Below are 21,589 nucleotides of genomic sequence, written 5' to 3' on the forward strand. Positions count from 1 at the left end.
GATATTTCAAGATATACAAACAATTAGAAAACAAAAAATTAATCAATTTTTCATAAACAGCTAATAACCACAAGGTAGCTTTGGGTAAAATAAAATAACTCACAAAATGGTCTTCGAAATGGCTTTGCACAAAAAGAAGTTCTGGAACAAAGTATCCCCTGTTTTACTCCTCCTCCTGACAGGCGCCTATTGGATAAAGACGACATCTTCTACCCCCTATATCCAATCTAAGTCCGAACTATCCACCGCTGAGTTAACAAATCTCAAAGAGGGAGAACTAAGTCTCCTGACATACAACATTGCAGGTCTTCCCGAAGTACTATCCGCAGCAAGTACGCCACGCGCAAGTAGCATAAAAGAAATTGCGAAGAAAATCAATCGATTTGACATCGTCAATGTACAAGAGGACTTTCACTATCACAAAGAACTTTATAATTCCGAGAATAATCACCCCTTTCGCACCTTGCATAAACCGGGACTCCCCTACGGCGATGGGCTCAACACCCTATCGAAATACCCTATAACCGAAACAAAACGCATTGCATGGAATGCATGCCATGGTTCTGACTGTTTAGCCGCCAAAGGATTTTCTTTTATCCGTATACAATTAACCAAAAATATCTATGTTGATGTGTATAATGTGCATGCAACCGCCCGCGACGAAAAAGCCGCCGCCGCCGCTCGTCAAAAAAACATAGTACAATTGGCCGAATATATAAATATGCATTCCGCAAAAAATGCAGTGCTTGTTATGGGCGATTTTAATGCACATTTTGCCGCTTCTTGGGATAATCTGCAATGGTTCACCAAGGAAACACAATTGCAAGATGTGTGGGTGAATATGATGCATAATGGAGAATATCCGGATGGGCAACCCTCTTTCACACCTAAAGAAAAATTGACATTGACCGATAATTGCGAAAGCATTGATAAGATATTCTTCCGAAATAGTGAAGATATTATATTCCTACCTCGTCAATATAAGATTGAAGATCAATATTTTTCGAACAAAAAGCACACAGCCCTTTCCGATCATCATGCTGTTTCATGCGTTATTTCATGGAAAACACGATAAAAAGAAAACTTAATAATCTATTAACCCTACATTAACCTTAAGGGAACTTACCTCCGGTAGCTTTGCCGCAAACTTTGAGTTAACTCATTTATAAAAGTAAACGGAATTCTTTATGAAAAAAAGCAGGGGAACTACTGTAAACTTTGGAAAAGTTAGGTATTTGCCATTATTATTGGCATTACCGCTCCAAATGCCAGGAACAGCCATGGCAGTAAACAGCATGAACACCATTTGGCAAGAGCAAGTTCAGGTGACGGGTGTTGTTGTAAATGCCCACGACCAAACACCAATCCAAGGTGCTACACTCCACGTCAATCAGCAGACTGTCGGCACCACCGATGGTGCAGGTAAATTCAGTATTTCAGTGCCTGTTGGTAGTGAATTGCGGATAAGCAGCGTAGGTTTCACCACCGAGAGAATCGCTATTACCCAACAGCGAAATAATCTCGTTGTGTCATTGAAAGCCACCTCTGCCGATATCGACGAAGTCGTTGTCACGGCTTTAGGTATCCAACGCGAGGCACGCCAACTAGGGTATGCGGTGAGTACCATCAAAGGTGACGAACTACGCGAGGCTATGCCTACAAACTGGTCAGACGCGTTAAAAGGTAAAGTAGCAGGATTGAATCTTACACAAGCAGGTTCTGGACCACTAAACAGCACCCGCATAAACCTGCGTGGAGACCGTTCTTTCAGTCCCAATAACAATGAAGCATTGATTGTTATCGACGGTATCCCAATGATCAACAGTAGCGGTAAAGCCAGTTCTGGTGTCAACGATGCCTATGGTGCCGGTGTTACCGGAAACATAGACAAAGATATTCCCATCGATTTTGGTAATGGATTGAGCGATTTGAATCCTGATGATATTGCCTCCGTAACCGTGTTAAAAGGACCTGCAGCAGCAGCCCTTTACGGAAGTCGTGCTGGAAATGGGGCTTTAATCATCACGACTAAAAAAGGTCTTAAACGTGACGGTATCGGGATCTCCTTAAACTCTAACACAGCGATAAATGATATTTTAAGATGGCCGGATATACAATATCAATACGGTCAAGGTAATAATAACCGTAATGCTAACGGTGAGCTTTATTATTCCTATGGTCTTTCTGAGGATGGTGTAAATACAGGTTCTACTTCCAGTGCCTGGGGTCCTAAATTTAATGGACAAATGTATTATCAATACGACCCCGCAACAGAAGAACAATCTACAGAACGTTTGCCTTGGCAGCCCTATAAAAACAATATCCGCGACCTATTCCAGACAGGGAGCACATTCACCAACAGTGTGTCACTTGACGGAGCTACGGATAAATTCTCTGCACGCGCCTCTCTGACGCACACCAAAAACAATTGGATTCTGCAAAATTCGGGGTTTGAACGCTTGGTCGCATCGATGAACACCAGTGCGCAGATTTCGGAGAAATTGAAGATCAATGCAAAGTTTTCTTATGCAAGCAAAAACAGCGACAATCTTCCGGGAACAGGATATAACAATCAGTCTATCTCCTATTTCATGATTTTCCAAAATCCAAACGTGGATTTGAATGCTGTATACGGCCCCCGTTGGAAACGTGGCCAAGAACAGTTGAAACAGATTCACCCATATAGCTCCTATATCGAGAATCCATTCATCATCATGCATGAGATGACCAACGGAATCAACAGTATGAACATGGACGGTAATCTACAAGGGGTTTACACCTTTAATCCGAAATGGGAATTGATGGTGCGCTCGGGAATCAACCTACGTCAGGACAAACGCGAAAGCCGTCGTCCTTTTGACACGGCAAACTTCCCTCGCGGTTATTACAAGCAGCAGGATGTATATTTCTTCGAGTCCAATACCGACGCTCTACTTAGCTTCAATGAGTCATGGGATGATCGTTTCTCGCTAAGAGCATCTTTAGGGGGCAACGTTCGTAAGTACAACAGCAAAGAGAACAATGCAGTAGCGCGTGCGCTAAACCTTCCCGGCATATACAAGCTGAGCAATTCTTTGGAAGCACCAGTTGCCAATAACACCATTGAAGAAAAAAATGTGAATAGTGTTTACGGTTTGGTCAACTTAGGCTGGGATGATAAAGTTTATGTAGACATTACTGGACGTAACGACTGGTCATCTACCCTTCCATCGTCCAACCGTTCTTATTTCTATCCATCCGTAAGTTCCAGCTATATCCTTTCGGATATTTTTGAACTGCCTTCGACCATTTCTTTTGCTAAAGCACGCTTGTCTTGGGCAATGGTGGGTAACGACACCGAACCTTATCGGTTGCATAAATATTATCAAATTTCGCCGTTCCCTGGATCGTCTACCTCTCCGTCAACATTACACAATACTAATCTGAAACCCGAAATTTCAACCTCTTGGGAAGCCGGGATAGACTTTTCGTTGTTCAACAGTCGCTTAAATGCGGATGTAAACTACTACAACAACGTTACTGTCAATCAGGTGTTACGTGTACCGTTGGATATTACCACAGGTTACAGTTCCGCTTTCATCAATGGTGGCAAAGTACGCAACCGAGGCATTGAGGTTTTACTAAGCGGTCGTCCTATCGTAAATGACAATTTTAGCTGGACAACTACGGCTACATGGGCAAAAAACAAAAACCGTATCTTAGAATTAAGTAAAGATCTAAACACTGAGGAGCAGGTTATAGCAACAAGTGGAGCAGGAGCAGTTTCCATCATCGCACGTGAAGGAGGTACTACCGGCGACCTGTATGGTTATGCCTTAGTGCGCAATGAGCAAGGACAGGTTATTTTCGATGCCAACACAGGTCTTGCTATACGTCCCACAGAAATGGAAAAAATAGGTAATGCTTATGCAGATTGGCGTGCAGGCTTCAACAACGAATTCCAATACAAAAACTGGACTCTAGGCGTGCTTTTGGATGGTCAATACGGTGGTATCGTGTACTCACAAACCCACCACAAAATGACCGAACAAGGAAAACTTGGGCATACCCTTCGGGGTCGTGAAACAATGACCATAGTTGGCGATGGCGTTATCCAAAATAGTGACGGCACCTATTCTCCAAATACCAAAGAGGTTGCTATCCAGACTTGGTACGGCGATTATTACCGCAGAGCGAATGCAGAGACCAATAGCTTTGATGCCTCTTATTTAAAATTACGTGAAGTTCGTTTAGAATATCGTTTACCACAGTCTTTTAGTAAACGATTAAGAGTCTCTAACATTAATGTAGCCGTTTTCGGTCGGGATTTAGCGATGATTTCGAAATTCCCAATCTTTGATCCAGAAACAGCAGCGTTGAATGGCGATACGATTATGCCAGGCATGGAAATGGGCCAGATGCCTACACCACGTACATGGGGCTTTAACCTACAACTTTCACTATAGTACACAAATCTTGAATACACGAAAATGAAAAAATTATTTTATATACTACTTGGCGCTACTTCTCTCCTGACGACAGTGTCCTGTACGAAAGATTTCGATGAGTTGAATATAAACCCAAACCTCATCGATAAAGTTACTCCTGGAAGTTTGGTTACTCCAACGGTATACGGGATGAGCAACTATTTTACCCTAAGAAGCTACGACTTCACTTGGCAAATCATGCAGGTTGGATTACCCAACCCAAGTGTACAGTTGGGCATCCACAGGTATGATTTCATGCCTACCTCTGGAAACGGAACTTGGAATACCTGCTACACTTGGTTGAGAAGCGTACGGGAGATGCGGGAAGCAGCCGATGCTTTTAACCAACCTGTTTATCATGCTGTAGCTTCTACATTGCAGGCTTATATCGGTGGCATACTAACCGATTCATTCGGAGATGTACCTTTCAGCGAAGCCTTGTTGGCAGAAGACGGCATCAATCAGCCCAAATTTGACACGCAAGAGGAAATTTACACCCGATTAATCAACGATTTAGAAGAAGCAAACAAAATTTACGCCGGGGAAGGCAACATGAGCGGCAACGACCTGCTCTACAATAACGACAAAACAAAATGGCGGAAATTCAACAATTCGTTATTGTTGCGTCTTTTACTACGAACTTCCAATCAATCTACATTTGACAGCTACAACCGTATCCGTCAAATCTTAGGCAACGAGACTGAGTATCCAATTTTCACCAGCAATGCGGATGCTGCTCTTGTCACCATTACAGGTATTGCACCCTATAGTTACGCTTGGGCACGCCGTCAGGACTATGTGAACTTTGAAGCGATGTCAAGTTTTTTCGTTGATATGCTGAATGATATGAATGATCCCCGTCGTCCACTTTTCATGACACAGGCCAGCCGTATGGTGGACGGAGCCCCACAAGCCATCGGCTATAAAGGTATCCCAAGTGCACACTCCGGTGACGAATCCCAGTTTGACTACTCGCCGAGCACGCCAAATGGAAATCTGATGATCTACGATCAGATAGGTACACCGATTAAGCAAGTGATGATGAGCTATGCCGAAGTGGAATTTATAAAAGCAGAGACAGCATTGCACATTGGAAACCAAGACCTTGCCAAAGAATGTTACGAAAGGGGTGTTACTGCTGCTATTACACAATGGAACGGTGGCGCTATACCCGTGGACTATTTTGACAACGAGGCTGCGGCATTCGACGGCACATTAGAAAGGGTCCTAGATCAAAAATACCTTGCCCTTTTCTTTAATGATTACCAGCAATGGTATGAATATCGCCGCACAGGTTACCCTGTATTGCCAAAAACAGAACATATGCTTCATGATGGCATCATGCCTTCCCGCTTTATGTATCACAGTGATGTACAACGCTATAATCCCGAGAACTACAAGGCAGCAGTTGATCGCATCGGAAAAGATGATTTTCATACCAAAGTATGGTGGGAAAAATAAGTAGGATTAAACAGGTAATTTAACCACAAAGACGCAATTTCACACAAATGGAATTGCGTCTTTTTATTATCTTTTGATTTGCCAGAAAAAAATGTATTTTCGCTTTCACAACAATACATTAGCATCTCATGGATCCAAGTCATTTGTAATTTTTATCTATATCAAGAAATATGTTTTTTGTCGTGCTGGATGAAATTGAAGCCCCACAATAAACATAAATCAAACAGTTTCCTAATTATTGAATCATTACAAATGAAAAAGACAAATATCGCTGTTCCAGCAGCTCTCCTATCCATGATCTGTGTACAAGGGGGCGCTTCCATCGCTAAGCGGCTCTTTCCTACCGTGGGTGCTATCGGTACTTCGGCCTTACGAATAGGCTTAGCAGCTATATTACTTACCCTCATCAACAGACCTAACTTCTCCAAGTTCACCAAACAACAATGGCTCTACTGCGCCATATACGGAATTGGCATTGCCGCTATGAACCTTATCTTCTACATGGCTATCCAGCGTATTCCTTTAGGTCTTGGCGTGACCATCGAATTCGTGGGGCCATTATTTTTGGCCTTGGTCCTATCCAGAAAATGGCTCGATCTGCTTTGGGCGCTACTGGCTTGTACAGGGATCCTATTGATTGTACCCTGGCAAAGCGGAGATGTGGATCCAATTGGTTTGCTGTTGGCCTTCACTGCAGGCATATTCTGGGCAGTCTATATCGTCATGGGCGGAAAAGTAGCCAAAGTGTTGCCCGGTAAAGATGCTGTAACCACTGGCATGCTCTTTGCCTTTCTGTTCATCATTCCTTTTGCTTTGTGGGACGGCGCTATCTTAAACAGCAACGGTTCTGTTTTTTTATTAGGACTTGGGGTTGCCATATTTTCCAGTGCGCTGCCCTTTTCGCTCGATTTTATCGCTTTGAAAAGACTACCGGCCAAAACCTTCAGTATTTTAACAAGCTTACAGCCCGCATTTGCAGCCTTATCTGGATTAATATTTCTACAGGAAAAACTGTCTTTCTTACAATGGGTATCCATTGCTTGTGTAGTATTGGCAAGCATGGGAACAACCATCTTTAGCCAAGGTAAAACAGAGTAATACCTGCTGATAAAGACTCTCGCAACAAAACTTTGACAACATTACAATGATAGAATCAATCTAAATTAACTATCTTTGGTCAATTTCAACTTATTATACTTAATATAAAAGTTATTATTTTTTTTAATCCAAGATGCAAGAAAAACTTAGTCTTACCGTATTGAAGATTGGCGAAAAAGCAACAATCAGTGCCGTCAACTCTGAAGAACTGCCTGCCAAGTTTTTGGAAATGGGACTTCTTCCCGGTCACGTTATCGAGGTAAAGCACAAAGCTCCCTTCAACGGACCTATTGGCCTTCATATTCACTCATCCAATGTATTAATCGCCCTTCGCAAATCAGAAGCTGAACATATTTTTGTTGAAAAATAACGCATGAAAAATCCTATCATAGCCCTTTTGGGGAATCCCAATGTAGGGAAAACTTCTCTTTTTAACCGTATTACCAAGTTACACCAGCGCGTGGGGAATTACCCCGGCATCACTGTTGAGAAACGTGAGGGAACCGTCAATGCAAACAGCAAAACCTATAGTGTCATTGATTTACCAGGCACCTATTCACTTTTCCCAACATCATTAGATGAAGCAGTTGTCTACGATGTCTTGGCCGATAAGAGGAACAAATATCACCCCGATTTAGTCGTCGTTGTCAGTGAACCCAATAACATCAAACGGTCTATTATCCTATACCAACAGGCACGTGAACTGGGCGTTCCTGCAATTTTTGTCATCAACATGATTGATGAAATCAAAGAAAAGGGATTAGAGATTGATTATGACCGCCTCGAGCAATATTTAAACACCAAGGTATACACTACCGATGCCCGTAATGGTAAAGGCATACAGCAGTTGATACAGGCATTCGAAGAGCGTCCGTCACACTATGTCAGCCGCTTCACTATAGAAGAGAAATACCAATCAGCTTTAGAGGAAGCTAAAAAACTATTCCCGCTACATACAGAATACCAGACCTGGCAGTTTTTAGCACAGGATCACGTATCATTTTTGGATGAAAAGCAACGTGCTGGCCTGAAAGCTATCAAGGACAAACACGCCTTCACCTTCCATGAGTTACAAAAAACCGAAGCATTGCAACGCAATGAGCAAACCAGCGAACTGATTAAAGATATTATCTTCCACAAAGATAACCTTCAACTGTCGGCTACCAATAAAATGGACCGTATTTTGTTACATCCTGTTTGGGGTTATGTCATTTTCTTTGCGCTGCTATTTATCATCTTTCAGCTTGTCTTTACCTTGGCAACACCGATTATGGACTGGATCGATGAGCTTTTCGCTTCGCTGATTGACACAACTGCTGCTGTACTTCCAGAAGGACCTTTTTCTGATTTACTTACACAGGGAGTTCTCGCAGGTATTGGGGGGATCGTCATTTTCGTGCCGCAGATTGCTATCCTATTCTTACTCATTTCCATGATGGAAGAAACTGGTTACATGAGCCGTGTAGTATTCCTGATGGACAGATGGTTAAGACCTTATGGATTAAACGGAAAATCGGTTATTCCACTGATGTCCGGAGCAGGTTGTGCCGTCCCGGCCATCATGGCAGCCAGAAATATTGAAAACACCAAGGAGCGACTGATCACGATGCTGGTCACACCCTTTATGACCTGTGCTGCCCGTTTACCTATCTATATTGTATTAATCGCTTTAGTTATTCCAAACGAAACATTCATGGGCTTTGGTTTGCAGGGATTGGTACTTAATGCATTATATATTTTAGGGGTATTAGCCGCGCTTCTATCGGCATGGGTATTGAGTAAAATCATCAAAACTACCCACAAGTCCTTCCTTATTTTCGAACTCCCGGCCTACAAAGGACCCGATTGGAAAAATGTAGGGTACAATGTTTGGGACAAAACCTCTGGTTTCTTATTTGGAGCCGGTAAAATCATTCTGGCTATGGCTGTTATCCTTTGGGTATTGGGCAGCTTCGGCCCTAATGATAAGTTCAGCAATGCCGAGAGCTATGTAACTGAAGCTAATCCTACTTTGTCAGAGGACGAATTATCAGAAGAAGTCGCTTCTTATCGTCTAGAACATTCTTTCCTTGGATACCTTGGCATGGGAATTGAGCCGTTTGTTAAGCCGTTGGGTTACGATTGGAAAATGGGTATCGGATTGATTTCTTCCTTTGCAGCCCGTGAGGTATTTGTCGGCACAATGGCGACAGTATATAGTCTGGGAGAAGAGGTCGATGTGGAAGACGAGGAGGAACAACAGACTTTACTGTCAAAAATGCGTTCAGAGATAAACCGCAATACTGGAAAACCAGCTTATAATTTGGCTTCTGGTATATCATTGTTGCTGTTCTACGCATTTGCCATGCAATGTATGAGTACTATTGCCATCATGAAGCGTGAAACAGGTTCCTGGAAATGGACAATCATGCAGACTGTCATGATGACCGGATTAGCGTACGTTGTTGCATTTATTGCTTATCAGGCGTTGAAATAAGGAACTTTAAAAAGCAGGGCGTCATCGTCATTGCGAGGTGCGATAGCAACGAAGCAATCTGCGTTTATGTTATAACTTTCGCAACTTAAAAAAATATGGACTCATTAACTATACAATACATTCTCATCACCGTCATCTTTTTGGTGGCTGTTTATTATTTGATTAGGCGCTTTCTCCCTTCCAAAAAGAGGAACAGCGGAGGATGTAACAAAGGTTGTGGATGTGCCATGGACGAAACAAAAAAATAGCTTTAGGGCTACTTTTTTGTTTCTAAACTTACCTATCTTTATGGAATCTTAACAAAGAATGCATCGTTAAAATAAAGCTTACCGCAAAATGAAACAACTCTTCATATTATCATTGGGGCTGGCTATAAGCCATTCATCATTCGCCCAAAAATCTATTGTACAGAAAGCCGACTTAAAAAACGTCACCGTCTTTACGCAAGCAGCTGAGCTGAACCATACAGCAACCGTAACATTACCAAGCGGTAGTAGCGAAGTCGTGTTCACACATGTAGCAAACAGTATAGACGAAAACAGTATACAAGTCGGTTCCGGTTCTGGTGTAACCATCCTTTCTGTACGCCCTGCACGTAACTATACTAACGTAGATGTAAAAACAGCGGCTTACACAGAAGTAGAAAACAGCTATAAACAAGCGCTGACTACGCTTAAGAAATTAGAGAATGAAAAAGCTACAGAAGAGAGCTTACTCAAACTACTGGAGAAAAATCAAAAGATAGCTGGAGAAAATAGCAGCACTACTGTTGCCGAACTGGCTAAAATGGCTGAATACTACAAACCAAAATACTTGGAAATAAAGAATAACATCAGTACATTGGAAGATAAAATCGTGCAACAGCAGGATATAGTCAACAAAGCCCAAGTACAATTTGACGAGGTCAAAGGACAAACTTCCGGATCTGGCGGGCAATTGGCCGTGCAGATCATGAACAACCAGGCCGGAAATCAGCCTTTCCAGATTTCCTACTTGACACGACAGGCGCAATGGCATGCCTCCTATGAACTGCGGGCGGAAAACGCATCTGCGCCTTTACAACTGTTGTACAAAGCCAATATCTCCCAACAAACAGGTGTGGATTGGCAAGCGGTCAATCTACGTTTGTCCACAGCCAATCCTTCGCAAGGAGGAATAGCACCTACATTAAATCCATGGCATTTATACTATCAACAGGACTATAATCAACCAGCTAGAATTATGTTGCGTGGTACGACAGCTAAGACCAGTAGCTCGGTCCAGATGGAAGAAGTTGCTGCATCTCCCGGGGCTTTAAACGACTATGTCCAACAAAGCGAGAATCAATTGAACACCACTTTTGACATCGACATTCCTTACAGTATTGCTTCAAATGGAAATCAGCATTCGGTTAATTTACAATCATATACTCATCCGGCCACCTATCAATACTATGTAGCACCACGGTTGAACCAGGAGGTGTTTTTACGTGCAGAATTGACAGATTACGAGAAGCTAAACCTTGTGCCGGGACAGGCAAACGTACTCTTTGAAAATATGTTGGTCGGTAAAACATACCTTAATCCGAATGTAGCAAGCGACACGTTGAAATTGAGCTTAGGTCGTGATAAAATGATTGCTGTAAAACGCGAGAAAATCAACGACCTCTCCTCTTCTAAAACATTTGGTAATAGCCGTACACAGACTTTTGTCTACGAGATAACAGTCAAAAATAACAAAAAATCGGCGATAGAACTTACCTTGGAGGAGCAATACCCCCTATCAACGGACAAATCTATGGACATCACATTAGATGAAGCCAAAGGTGCAATTATCAATAAGGAAACGGGCATCGTGACTTGGAAATTAAATATTCCAGCTGGTGGCACACAGCAGATCCGTTTTGGTTATTCCGTTAAACATCCCAAAGACAAAACGGTGAACTTATTTTAAAATTTGTAGCTTTAAGCCATAAGCATCTATATAATTTATTTAAAGCTTATTGCTTAAAATTTATTTTAAATGAAATTCACAAAGAAACCGCTGATAATACAGCGGTTTTTTTATTTTTACATTATGAACAATAACAAGGTACTACCTTATGCCCTTTTCATACTGTTTTTGATGCAGGTTTTCACTGCTGAAGCACAAAGGAAAAAGAAGGATAAAAAGGATTTTGAACGTTCGCCAAAACAAGAATTGGTATACGATGACAAAGCTTACCTTCCGGTTATCCGTACTGTGCAGTTTTATCCGCAAGGAAAAGAAAACCAACTGCCAATATACACCTTGGGAAGTACAGAACGCTTGTTATTGACTTTCGATGACCTACGTGCCGATGTACGCAATTATTACCTAAGTATCGAACATTGCAACCAAGACTGGACACCGAGCCGGACAACTGTTCTGGACTACATCGATGGCTTTAACGAAGACCGTATCGATAATTTCCAAACTTCCCGAAGCACTTTCCGGTCCTATACACAGTACAAGCTTACTTTTCCAACAGAATACATCAAGCCTAAATTGGCTGGAAATTATATCTTAAAAGTCTACGAGGATGCCGATAAGAGCCGTCTTGTTCTAACACGCAGATTTTATGTCCTCAACAGTTTAATGCAGGTCAATTCTACCGTCCAGTCCTCATACAAAACCACTAATCGTCTTAAAAACCAGAAACTGAACATCAACCTGACAACAGGGTTGACCATCCAAAACCCACAACGTGATTTGATAGTCCAGGTGAAACAAAACCAACGTTCAGATAACCAGATGATATTGCAAACACCAAGTTTTGTAGGCAACAATGAGTTCCGTTACACCAATAGCGAAACTTTTGATTTCAAGGGAAACAACGAATTTAGATTTGTCGATATGCGCAGTTTTCGCATACCCTCTGAACGGGTGCAACAGATTACCCAAGATTCTATCACACAAATTCTGCTGTACACAGATGAAGATGACAGTCATGAAACCTATGCCGCTACATTTGATGAAAATGGCTTATATTTTATCCGCAATCGAGATCTCAATGATGATGCCTTAGACGCCGATTATGCCGACGTGACCTTTTCACTCAAGACGAGCCAAACGATACAAGGAAACATTTATCTTGTCGGAGGTTTCAATCATTTTCAACGTACAGAAGAGAACAAGCTACATTTTGATGAAGAAAACCAAATATGGAAAGTGACTCTACGACTAAAGCAAGGGCTCTATGACTACGATTATGTTCTGGAAGATCAACAAGGAAATGTAATTACGGATGCTTTTTCAGGCACACATTTCCAAACCGGCAATGATTATCAGATATTCATCTATAACCGACGTCCAGGCGCCTATTGGGATGAGCTGGTAGGGTTCGGTCAAAACAGTATAAACAATAGAAACTAAAACCATACTTAACACTTTGAATACACAACAAAACGACGAAAAAAAGCTCAAACGTGGATTGAGCAACCGACATATACAGCTCATTGCCTTAGGCGGAGCCATAGGCACAGGTTTATTCTTAGGAATCGGACAGGCAGCTGTTTTGGCGGGTCCTTCAGTCATCTTAGGTTATGCTATAGCAGGCATGATCGCATTTTTTATCATGCGTCAGTTGGGCGAAATGGTAGTCCATGAACCCGTCTCCGGTAGTTTCAGCTATTTCGCCTACAAATATTGGGGACCATTTGCAGGTTATTCATCTGGATGGAACTATTGGGTGCTCTATCTTTTGGTAAGTATGGCCGAACTGACAGCTATAGGTCATTACGTACAATTTTGGTGGCCGGAAATTCCACTATGGATATCCAGCCTATTTTTCTTTATTGTCATCAATGCCTTAAACCTAGCTTCCGTTAAGGTCTATGGCGAAACGGAATTCTGGTTTTCTATTATCAAGGTCGTAGCCATTATCGCCATGATTATTTTCGGGATTTACCTGCTTCTAAGTGGTAACGGTGGAGAACAAGCTACCATAGCAAACTTAACCAATGATGGAGGTTTTTTCCCAAAAGGTTGGTTAACAACTGGTGAAAATGGTGCTTACCAAGGCTTATTAGCGGCATTAGTCATGATTATGTTCTCTTTCGGCGGATTAGAATTAGTTGGAATCACCGCAGCAGAAGCTGAAAATCCAGAACGCAATATTCCCAAAGCGACCAACCAGGTACTTTGGCGTATCTTAATTTTTTATATCGGCTCGCTGATTATTCTTTTCTCCTTGATGCCTTGGCGACAGATTACTCCGGAGACTAGTCCTTTTGTTGAAGTTTTTGCCAGTCTGAAAGGCATGCAATTTGAACTGGCGGGTAAGACTTATTACTTTACGAACATCATTGCCAATGCTTTAAATATCATCGTACTCACAGCAGCCCTTTCCGTATACAACAGCTGTGTGTATAGCAACTCACGGATGCTCTACGGATTAGCGGAGCAAGGCAATGCACCTAAATTTCTGACCAAGTTGAATAAGAACCACTCGCCGATCAATGCTATTTTGGTTTCCGCAGCCTTGGTCGCTGTCTGTATTGTCATCAACAAAGTGATGCCTGAGAAAGCTTTAGAGGTACTGATGAGTCTCGTGGTATCTTCTCTGGTTATCAATTGGATTATGATTAGCTGGACGCATATATTCTTCAAAAACAAAATCAACAATTTAGGCGAGCCGTCCAAATTTCCGACTTTATTATATCCCTATACAAACTACATTTGCTTACTATTTCTATTAGGCGTATTAATCATGATGTGGTTTACCGGGTTAAAGATTTCAGTAGAACTTATACCTATCTGGTTGCTCCTACTTTACGTGAGTTATCGGTTAGTAAAGAGAAATCAAAATAATAGAAGATAAGTCGTTAAACAAATTTGTAGTCACTTTGTAGATAGTGTACAATAGATGCGTAGATGCTTTGTGGAAATAGTTTATTATGCCTGCTAGTGATAAATTCCTCAACTTTGGATAAGAAAAATTATTCATTTTAAAATATCAAAAACATGGACAACAAAACACTTTCAATCGTATCCTACATCACGATCATCGGATGGTTAATTGCGTACTTTGCAGGAAAAGAAAAGGCAAATGACTTATTGAAGTATCATCTTAGACAATCTTTAGGGTTATTTATTTGCTCCGCTGCTTTCAACATTATTGTCACTATTTTGGTTTTAATTATCCCCGCTTTGGCTATCCTTTCTTACTTTAGCATTATCTTTTTGATCCTTATTATTCTCGGGATCCTAAACGCTGCTAATGAGGTCAAAAAACCATTGCCTATTATCGGTAAAATATTCGAAAATCAATTTGCTTTTATTGGTTAACCTGATTTCCAAAAGACACAGTCATGAGAAAAATATTAATCTATAGTTTAATTGCTTTTCTAGCAGTTCTTTACGCGTCGTGCAATTTCTTGGGTAGTAATCCAGATGAAATCTTTGCAAAAGTCGGGCTGAACGCCAACAAAATTCCAAGGAGCTTCAAAAGGTCTTTCGATGAAATCCGTGCACACCACAAACAGGGTTCTCTGACAATCATTACAAAGGATAATGAAGTAAAAAATGGGGTATCTGCTACAAAATATATCTAAGGCTATTGTGTTTCAACAAGATATCAAAAGCATACAGAAATTGAGAACAGACGAAGAATCGGAGCCTATTATTAACTTAGGCTTGGATATGTTTCGATATGCAGAAGAGATTTATCAAACCGATTTTCCTCGCATTGCCAAAATGATCGACGAGGGGAAACCGGACGAAGAAATCGACACGGCTATTGAGGAGCTTGACAACAGTAAAGGTGTAATATTGGATGAAAAGTATGCAGCCCTAATGGAACAACTGCTCCCCTATGCTGATAAACATGGTGTAAAATATAAGACATTTAACTCACCGTTTTAACTACTTGGTATCTTGACATTAATACGCTATATGAAGAAATGGCTTATTATATTCATCAGCACAATGAGCTTTCTATTTGCGGAGGCCCAACCGACATATCGGTTGGACTCCGTCGTTAGTGTTCGAAGCGATATACAAAAGAAGACTTCTTGGCAGAAACACGATACAGTTCAGAATCGCTTATTCGCCCAACATGAGAACAGAATCGAGACAATTCTCCATGAAGGTTCAAGACACGTTACACAATACGATCAGCGGGGTAACGAGCTTGAACATATCTACAGCAATTGGGACAGCACTGTACATAAATGGATCGAACAAGAGAAAGTTACCAAATCCTACGATAGCCAAGATCGTATGCTTTCCTACATAGAGTACGAAAAAATTGGTACAGACTGGATAGGACTCGCCAAAACCGAACAAATCTTTGAAGAAAGAGCCATCAGCAATATAGAGTATACAGGTAGAGGAGGTCGTTGGCATCCTATTTTTAAAAATGTAGAAATGTTGGGTGACAAAGATGTATCATTGCTCAGTTACAATTACCAATGGGATAGCCTTGCCAACGATTGGGTCTTCTGGATGAAGCACGACAAGACTTTTTCTAGCGACACCTTATTGCACGAATCTACTTATATATGGGAAAATGGCAAATGGATGAACAAAGAAAGGATAAGCTATGTCTATGAAAAAAATAAGCTATCTGACCGTGTAGTCTATTCAGGGACAAAGGACGACTGGCAGTTTAATCACCTTATTCAATTCCGACCATTTGACACAGGTCATGCCGAAGAAGCTTTCTATTGGTCTGTAGAAGAAGAAAAATGGAAACCCGAATCTTTCCAAGAATCCTATATGGATAGACATGGACGGGTAACAGACTATGCCGCCTTTATCTGGAACAAGAAAAAAAGAGAGTATGTCCGCGCTGCACAAGGTATTACCGTATACGACGCAAAGGATAGAATAACATTCTTGCAAGAAGCGCAATACGATGACGAAGGCAAAGGAATCAACGGCTCGCAAATGACTCTTTATTTTGACAAAGAAGACAATTTATACCGTGAAATACACCGCTCTTTCCATCCAAAAGATAGTTGGAGAACTCACCGAACCAAAGAAATCACTTTCCGTAAAGATATCACTTACCAAGACGAACAAGGAAAGACATATGTAATCGACCCAGCTCGATTAGGCATGGAGAACCTATCCAAAAGTCAATATGCTATAGACTGCATCTCCATCTACAAACATACTGATGGCCAAAAGATATTGGAAGAAGAGATCAGATATTACTATACCCCGCTATCCGAGAAGTACTGAACAGCGCGCAATACTATACCCAAAAGGTAAACGCTAACTACAAAACCGAGAAAATAATCGATTTTGAAACAGCAATTATTATATTTGAAGGAAAACATAAACCTTCCATTTTATTTTGATATAAAAAATATGATGACTTGGTATAAAAGATCAAACAATGAAATCTAAATATATTCAACTCATGGTCTTGTGTATCGGAATCATCCTGCTGATCCTTTTTATAAACAGGTTTACCACTGTTAATCTCAATTTTACAACAAACTCAAAGAATATTCCTGATTTATCACAACCGATAGAAAATGATTTTTGCAGCATAAAAAGAGTGACTAAAGGCGATTGGAACGAGATACGCTATGACCCGAAAAATGATTTTTATATTATAGCCTGCAAAACAAAGATAAAACATATTGTTTGGACAAAGTTTCAAATGTTGCAATTCCTGCCGAATACAACGACCACGATTTTAAATTGTATGACACTGAAGATCTCGGTATTGAAAACGGAGTATTAAGTATCCGGCTATATAGTATCGGACCAAGTGGAAATCATTTTGCTGGTTTCAAATATGTTGAGAACGAACTTATTCTGATCAGCTATGAAGGCTATTTCAGGGGTGCAGGTTCTCATTCCTCACGGACTTATAATTTTGAAAAAGAACAATTAACAGCAAATACCACAGATGTAATAGACGAAAAAGAAACGACAACATCTGAAATTATTCCTTTAAAAAAGAAAAAATATTTGTTTGAGAATACATCAATTACCGATTTTTATAATCAAGATTAACAAAAAAAGGGTTTGGCAATTGCCAAACCCTTTTTTGTTACTGAACATCCAGCTCTTTAATATAAATATCTCTATACCAAACTTGTGAACCATGTGCTTGCAGTTCAATCTGCTCTTTCGGGAAGATGGACTGATTGCGATCCCAGTAGTTTTCCAACGTTACGTTATCAACCACCAGTTCACCGTTCAACCAAACCCAAACTTTCTCGCCGATCATACGGATTTTAAAAGTATTCCATTCGCCCAACACATTATCCGCTACTTTCAACGGGTCTTTCGGATTCTTTGCGTTGTTGTACAAACCGCCAGAACCAACCTGTGCTCCTACTTCTGTTCTGGAAATATCCCAAATCTGTACTTGCGGTGTACCCCTTAGATAAACCCCTGCATCTGGCTCTTTACCGTTAGGGTCTAATTTCCAATCCACTAACATTTCAAAATCACCATAGTGTTTTACCGTAGCAATATTATCACCATGCCCACTGAAAACCAAGTCACCATTGACGGCAGTCCAGTTTTCACGCATATTTTTATCGGCAGCAGCCTGCTTATCTGCCAACTCCTTCTCCGACATCTGTGCGCGCTTGATTGGATTTTCTACCAATCCTTTCCAACCAGTCAAATCTTTACCGTTGAAAATGGACACATAGCCTTCGCCGGCAGACATTTCAGACAAGTGGCGCACAATGGCTTCACGCAAATACGCACTTTCACTACCCGAAAGATTACTCATTGCGGCATTCAGTATATTACGTACATCCGTACCATCAAAATCATGAGTTTCCGTAGCAATGCTCATTGCAGTATTCGTTGCCGACCCTTTCAGTTCCGCATCATTCATATACTTCGCCGCGAACATCATCGCCTGATACGTTCCCGTTCCTTGCAAACTACCTAAAACCGAACGTTTCTGTGCTGTATTTTTAGCCAAAGCAAAAGCATCTTTCAACAGCAACGTTTTCTGTTCAGCAGTATGGCTGCTTGCATTGATCTGACGAACCAATCCACGGAAAGCCGTCTCAAAATTAGCTTCGTCCTTTTCCGTACGGGACAACGTAATCAAGGTAGGCAACGCGTCTGGTGTAGACCAGCCGGACAAAGAAGCAATTGCTGCATTGCGAAGATTTGCATTATCTAGGTAACTCTTCACCGCTTTCAGCGCATCATCCCCTCCTATTCCAGCAAATACAGGAAAGTATTTTACAGACTGTGCTGTCGGATTACTTGCAATACTTGCTGCCAACGCTTTGATTTTAGCGTCTGTATCGTTACTACTATGTAACGCAATAACCAAAGCCTGTTGAATATATCGGGCATCGCTTTCGGAAGCTTCCGGCAACAATTTGACCAAAGTATCGTAATCAGCAGCATTAACCACATTTGGCAAAGCTTTTAAAGCAGCAGTCTTTACATTATTGTCAGCCGATGAAAGCAATGGCAATACAACTTGTGAGGATTGTGCATTCGTACGTTGGGACAACAATTCCAATAATACCAATTGCGTCTTTACATCTGAACCGGCAACCGACTTGTTTATCGACTCTACAACGGTAGGGTTTTTCGAAGAAAGCAACAAAGATTTGATAGCTTCCGTAGTCAATGCGTCAGCCTGCGCGATTTCACCGATTAAATAATCCGTGTTCGCATAATTAGAAAGCTTGGATAAAGTATTCAGAGCCGCTATTTTAGCACGGGTATGCTGTACATTTCCCAAAGATTTTTCAATAGCAGGCACATCGTTAGCCGATGCTTCTTTCGCTAAGAAGTTCAAGATGCTTTCTTGTACCTCCGGTGAAGATTTTCGCAAAGTAGCAATCAGCGTTTTCGTGTCTGCATCTGATCCATGTTCACGCAACAAATCCAATGCCGCTGCGCGATACAAGGTATTGCTGCTACTGGCAGCTTTCATCAGTTGTTTACGTGTCTTCGCTGGATTAGCTTTTGTAAGCAACTGTAAAGCCCCAACCTGTAAAGCGGCCGACCCAGCTTTTTCAGCTTCCTTAGAAATTGTTGTTGCGATAGAGGTAGCTAACTTTTGCTGACCTTCATCAAATAGATTGTTGGCATAATCCAAAGTCAATCCACCGATATTGCTTTTATCGAATTGATAATTTACAGATTTCAGTTTCTGCAAGAACACAGGAGCAGATTTAGCACCTGCTATTTTGCTTAAAGCAGTATACGTATTGCGCTGAAAGTTTTCATCCTGATATTTAGCTAATGTCGCCAAAACAGCGTCTTCATCAGATTTAGAACGTAAATCGCCTAATACTGCGACAATAGCTGTGGTAGCTTTCTCAGAACCTGCTTCCGCCAACGCTTTGGACAAAGCCTGCGAAGCTTCCGCTGTACGAATACCGTTCAATGCCAATGCTGCCCGGTCTACCAAATAATCATCTTTCAGATAAGGCACGATAGCTTGGATAGCTTCATTTTTAGAAGCCTGCTTCATCAATGTCAGCACAAAACCTTTGTTATCTTTGTCGCTGATTCTATCCAAAGCCAGAATAAGACCTTCAGAGAAAGTAGCTCTTTTAGCATCCATCCCCGATTGCATGACGTAGAACGCATAGGAATTTGCGGCATATTCTACTGCGGCATTGTCCTGTCCTTGCGGTTTCAATCCTTGTAAAAGTGTAGCGATGTCTTCTGCAGTAAAGCTTTCCAACTCCCGCATAGCCGATAAGAACTTAACCTGCTCTTCGGCAGGTTGCTGTGCCAGCACATCGGCAATCTTGGCTGTAGATGTCTTATGTGCCGGTTGTTGGGCATAGGCGCCAACTTGAAGCAATAATAAAGCTGATAATGTATTAAATACTTTTTTCATTTCTTGTCGATAGATAGAATTAAATGGTCCAAGGTCCTCGCATCGGTTGATCAATCAAACGGTTAGCCGCTTCGTCATTCACAAACTCCTGCTTATCCGAATCGAAATGTAAGGTTCTGTTTAAGCGGAGTGCTGCAAGCCCTAAATTTACTAATGTTGCGGAATAATATCCGTTCTGTTCATTCAATGCAAATTTCTGACGTGTACGACAAGCCTCCACAAAATCCGTCATCTGCGGAGCAGGATCTGGGAATTGTGCTAATTTTCTTTCCAAATCCGGAATATCCGAAACGAAACCTTTATAAAGTTTACCTTTTGGTCCTTCGATATAGGCTTGTCCTGCTTCCGTTCCTGCGCCATCCAGTACGATCTGGCAACCATCGGCATACGTATAGGTAATTTTACGCCATGTGCCTACCGCGTCATTGTGTTGTTGCGGTGCATCAACTTCAATCTTGACAGGACTTTCATCGTCTTTACCTAAGAAATATTGAACAGGATCTAGATAATGCTGTCCCATATCGCCAAGACCACCCCCATCATAATCCCAATAACCACGGAAAGTCGTATGAACACGGTGCGTGCTGTATGATTTGTATGGCGCCGGCCCCAACCACATATCATAGTCCAGCTCCTTAGGTGCCTGCTCCACCGGTAAATTCTCCTTCCCTACCCAATAAAATTTCCAGTCAAAACCCGTATGCTTACTGATAGTCACTTTCAAAGGCCAACCCAACATACCCGTATCCACTAACTTTTTCACTTTCTTGACAGGCGTATTCAGTCCGTAGAAATTAGCGTCAAAACGAAACCAGGTGTTCAAGCGGAAAATATTTCCATGTTGCGCCACGGCTTCTTTCACTTTTTTACCCTCACCTATCGTACGTGTCATCGGTTTTTCACACCAGATGTCTTTGCCTGAACGCGCTGCTTCCACGGCCATAATACCATGCCAGTGCGGAGGTGTTGCAATATGGACAATATCCACTTCAGCATTTTGGATTAGATCACGAAAATCATGATGCTCCTTTACCCCACCGCCCAAAACTTTTTGAGCCAAAGACAAATGACGGCTATCTACATCACAGATAGCAACGGTTTTTGTTCCCGCATATTCAAAATGGCCTCTTCCCATCGAACCTACTCCGATGACGCCCTTAGTCAAATGATCACTCGGAGCCAAGAACCCTTTACCACCAAGGACATAGCGGGGAACTATCGTAAAAGCTGCAGCACCAATCAATGACTTTTTAATAAAATCACGTCTTGAAGTGTTTTTTTCCTTCATTT

General features: G+C 41.5%; 17 protein-coding genes. 15 read left to right on the forward strand and 2 right to left on the reverse strand.

Going from position 1 to position 21,589, the window contains the following annotated elements; genetic code table 11:
- The first annotated feature begins 118 nt into the window (after window positions 1–118).
- The 15 genes from BM375_RS01230 (at window position 119) to BM375_RS01295 (ending at window position 17,472) form a co-directional block, all read left to right on the forward strand.
- The gene (locus tag BM375_RS01230) at window positions 119–1,075 is read left to right on the forward strand and encodes an endonuclease/exonuclease/phosphatase family protein (protein WP_170852555.1); all 957 of its coding nucleotides are present in this window, start codon (window positions 119–121) and stop codon (window positions 1,073–1,075) included.
- Between the two features lie 112 nt (window positions 1,076–1,187).
- The gene (locus BM375_RS01235) at window positions 1,188–4,445 is read left to right on the forward strand and encodes a SusC/RagA family TonB-linked outer membrane protein (RefSeq protein ID WP_244525790.1); all 3,258 of its coding nucleotides are present in this window, start codon (window positions 1,188–1,190) and stop codon (window positions 4,443–4,445) included.
- A gap of 24 nt (window positions 4,446–4,469) precedes the next feature.
- Complete coding sequence (locus tag BM375_RS01240; RefSeq protein WP_093363341.1) at window positions 4,470–5,927, forward strand: SusD/RagB family nutrient-binding outer membrane lipoprotein; 1,458 nt, start codon at window positions 4,470–4,472, stop codon at window positions 5,925–5,927.
- 252 nt (window positions 5,928–6,179) lie between these two features.
- Window positions 6,180–7,025, forward strand: coding sequence for an EamA family transporter (locus tag BM375_RS01245; RefSeq protein WP_093363564.1), 846 nt, complete (start codon window positions 6,180–6,182; stop codon window positions 7,023–7,025).
- Window positions 7,026–7,158: 133 nt separating this feature from the next.
- On the forward strand, window positions 7,159–7,395 hold the full coding sequence (locus BM375_RS01250) for a FeoA family protein (RefSeq protein WP_093363342.1): 237 nt from the start codon (window positions 7,159–7,161) through the stop codon (window positions 7,393–7,395).
- Window positions 7,396–7,398: 3 nt separating this feature from the next.
- Window positions 7,399–9,501, forward strand: a complete 2,103-nt coding sequence (gene feoB, locus BM375_RS01255) for a ferrous iron transport protein B (protein ID WP_093363343.1) — start codon at window positions 7,399–7,401, stop codon at window positions 9,499–9,501.
- Between the two features lie 95 nt (window positions 9,502–9,596).
- Window positions 9,597–9,749, forward strand: coding sequence for a FeoB-associated Cys-rich membrane protein (locus BM375_RS17630; protein ID WP_093363344.1), 153 nt, complete (start codon window positions 9,597–9,599; stop codon window positions 9,747–9,749).
- 88 nt (window positions 9,750–9,837) lie between these two features.
- On the forward strand, window positions 9,838–11,433 hold the full coding sequence (locus tag BM375_RS01265; protein WP_093363345.1) for a DUF4139 domain-containing protein: 1,596 nt from the start codon (window positions 9,838–9,840) through the stop codon (window positions 11,431–11,433).
- A gap of 123 nt (window positions 11,434–11,556) precedes the next feature.
- Window positions 11,557–12,873, forward strand: a complete 1,317-nt coding sequence (locus tag BM375_RS01270) for a type IX secretion system plug protein (RefSeq protein WP_093363565.1) — start codon at window positions 11,557–11,559, stop codon at window positions 12,871–12,873.
- A gap of 16 nt (window positions 12,874–12,889) precedes the next feature.
- Complete coding sequence (locus BM375_RS01275) at window positions 12,890–14,320, forward strand: amino acid permease (protein WP_093363346.1); 1,431 nt, start codon at window positions 12,890–12,892, stop codon at window positions 14,318–14,320.
- A 143-nt stretch (window positions 14,321–14,463) separates the two neighbouring features.
- Complete coding sequence (locus BM375_RS01280) at window positions 14,464–14,787, forward strand: import component protein (RefSeq protein ID WP_093363347.1); 324 nt, start codon at window positions 14,464–14,466, stop codon at window positions 14,785–14,787.
- Between the two features lie 23 nt (window positions 14,788–14,810).
- Entirely contained in the window at window positions 14,811–15,053 is a 243-nt protein-coding gene (locus tag BM375_RS17285; protein WP_212611599.1) for a hypothetical protein, read from the forward strand.
- Window positions 15,025–15,363 carry a hypothetical protein gene (locus BM375_RS01285; RefSeq protein ID WP_212611600.1) on the forward strand — a complete coding sequence of 113 codons (339 nt, stop codon included), beginning with the start codon at window positions 15,025–15,027 and terminating at the stop codon, window positions 15,361–15,363. Before BM375_RS17285 ends, BM375_RS01285 begins: the two co-directional genes overlap by 29 nt.
- Before the next feature lie 30 nt (window positions 15,364–15,393).
- A complete protein-coding gene (locus tag BM375_RS01290) occupies window positions 15,394–16,686 on the forward strand; it encodes a hypothetical protein (RefSeq protein ID WP_093363348.1) in 1,293 nt (430 codons plus the stop codon).
- 411 nt (window positions 16,687–17,097) lie between these two features.
- Window positions 17,098–17,472 carry a hypothetical protein gene (locus BM375_RS01295; RefSeq protein ID WP_093363349.1) on the forward strand — a complete coding sequence of 125 codons (375 nt, stop codon included), beginning with the start codon at window positions 17,098–17,100 and terminating at the stop codon, window positions 17,470–17,472.
- A gap of 37 nt (window positions 17,473–17,509) precedes the next feature.
- Here BM375_RS01295 and BM375_RS01300 read toward each other — a convergent pair whose 3' ends face one another.
- Entirely contained in the window at window positions 17,510–20,299 is a 2,790-nt protein-coding gene (locus BM375_RS01300; RefSeq protein WP_093363350.1) for a DUF1080 domain-containing protein, read from the reverse strand.
- A gap of 19 nt (window positions 20,300–20,318) precedes the next feature.
- Window positions 20,319–21,587: a Gfo/Idh/MocA family oxidoreductase gene (locus BM375_RS01305; RefSeq protein ID WP_093363351.1), complete on the reverse strand. Its 1,269-nt coding sequence runs from the start codon at window positions 21,585–21,587 to the stop codon at window positions 20,319–20,321.
- Window positions 21,588–21,589: the final 2 nt, after the last annotated feature.

It is taken from the genome of Sphingobacterium wenxiniae (assembly GCF_900116225.1).
Classification (GTDB): Bacteria; Bacteroidota; Bacteroidia; order Sphingobacteriales; family Sphingobacteriaceae; genus Sphingobacterium; species Sphingobacterium wenxiniae.